The sequence below is a fragment of the Lactobacillus sp. N54.MGS-719 genome, from assembly GCF_000980505.1.
GTDB lineage: Bacteria > Bacillota > Bacilli > Lactobacillales > Lactobacillaceae > Lactobacillus > Lactobacillus amylovorus.
The window spans coordinates 1-1,214 of record NZ_LARO01000112.1 but is presented as its reverse complement, the minus strand read 5'-3'; the positions used below and the strand labels follow the sequence as shown (position 1 = coordinate 1,214).

Annotated in this window: 2 protein-coding genes; one reads left to right on the top strand and one right to left on the bottom strand. The window is 38.4% G+C overall.

Going from position 1 to position 1,214, the window contains the following annotated elements; genetic code table 11:
- A partial coding sequence (locus WS44_RS09410) for a pseudouridine synthase (protein ID WP_046434110.1) occupies positions 1-377 on the top strand: 377 nt, incomplete at its 5' end.
- A gap of 56 nt (positions 378-433) precedes the next feature.
- Here WS44_RS09410 and WS44_RS09405 read toward each other — a convergent pair.
- A partial coding sequence (locus tag WS44_RS09405; protein ID WP_046434109.1) for an alpha-hydroxy-acid oxidizing protein occupies positions 434-1,214 on the bottom strand: 781 nt, incomplete at its 5' end.

Here is a 1,214-nt window from a genome sequence, read left to right as displayed (position 1 = left end):
AATATTTGGCTAAAGTTATTCATGCGGATAAATTAAAGAAAAACGGTACTATTGATCTTCCTATTGGTCAGGATCCTGATGATCAAAGAAAAAGAATGGTAAATAAAACTGGTTTGCATGCAGTTACTCATTATGAACTACTGAAAAAATATTCTGATAATACAGCTTTAGTTAAATTAACGCTAGAAACAGGTCGCACCCATCAAATTCGTGTTCATTTAGCCGCAATCGGCTGTCCGATTGTCGGTGATCCATTGTACAATCCAGATTTTGCTGGTGAAAATCTAGCTCTAGATGCCTATGAAATTTCTCTAATTAAGCCTTTTTCTTTTGAAAAATTGCACGTTAAACTACCTGATGAAAAAATTGAGTTATAAAAAAGAGATTGCAGTTGCAATCTCTTTTTATTGTTTTTATCTTGTTCTATTTATTTTTAATAATGCAAAACACTAGGATCAAACGATTTTGTATCCTTAACACCGGTATACATCATCATCTCTGCTAGTTGTTCATTCATTTGCTTAAGCTTATCTTCAACCGCTTTAGTACCGCTTTGAAGCAGCTCTGACAAGATTCCGCGGCCAATTAAGACAGCATCAGCACCCATAGCCAATGCTTTGTATGCATCATAACCAGTCATCAAAGAACCATCGGCATAAATTTCCATGCCACTACCAACAAGTGCCTTTTTAATATCAGGCAAAACAGCTAGAGGTGGAACACCGAAAGGTACACGACCGTGGTGATGAGAAACTACGATTGCCTTGCATCCCGCTTGGCGCGCCTTCAAGGCATCAGATACAGATAAAACGCCTTTAGCAATAAATGGCAACTTAGTGTTTTCCGCATAATGCTTCAAGTCATCCATTGTAATCGAACCTAGAGGAATCCCATCAACTACATCGTATTTACCGTTTTTGCCAGCAATATGATCGATATCGATTCCAACGGCTACAGCTCCATGATCTTCCGCAAACTTGATTTCATCTAAAATCTTGTGATGATCTGCAAAAGGTTTGATAATTCGAATAGTGTCTCCGCCTTGGCTGACAATTTCACCATACTCTTCGTTGGTTTCCATGCCGATCCAGTTAAGTAAATCCATGTTGCGAGCAGCCATTGCTTTTTCTTGCATTGGCTTTCTCGTTTTATCACTTAACACTTTATTCAAGTGCGAAACTGCAGCCGGCATTAATGGGGATGCATATTTTCTA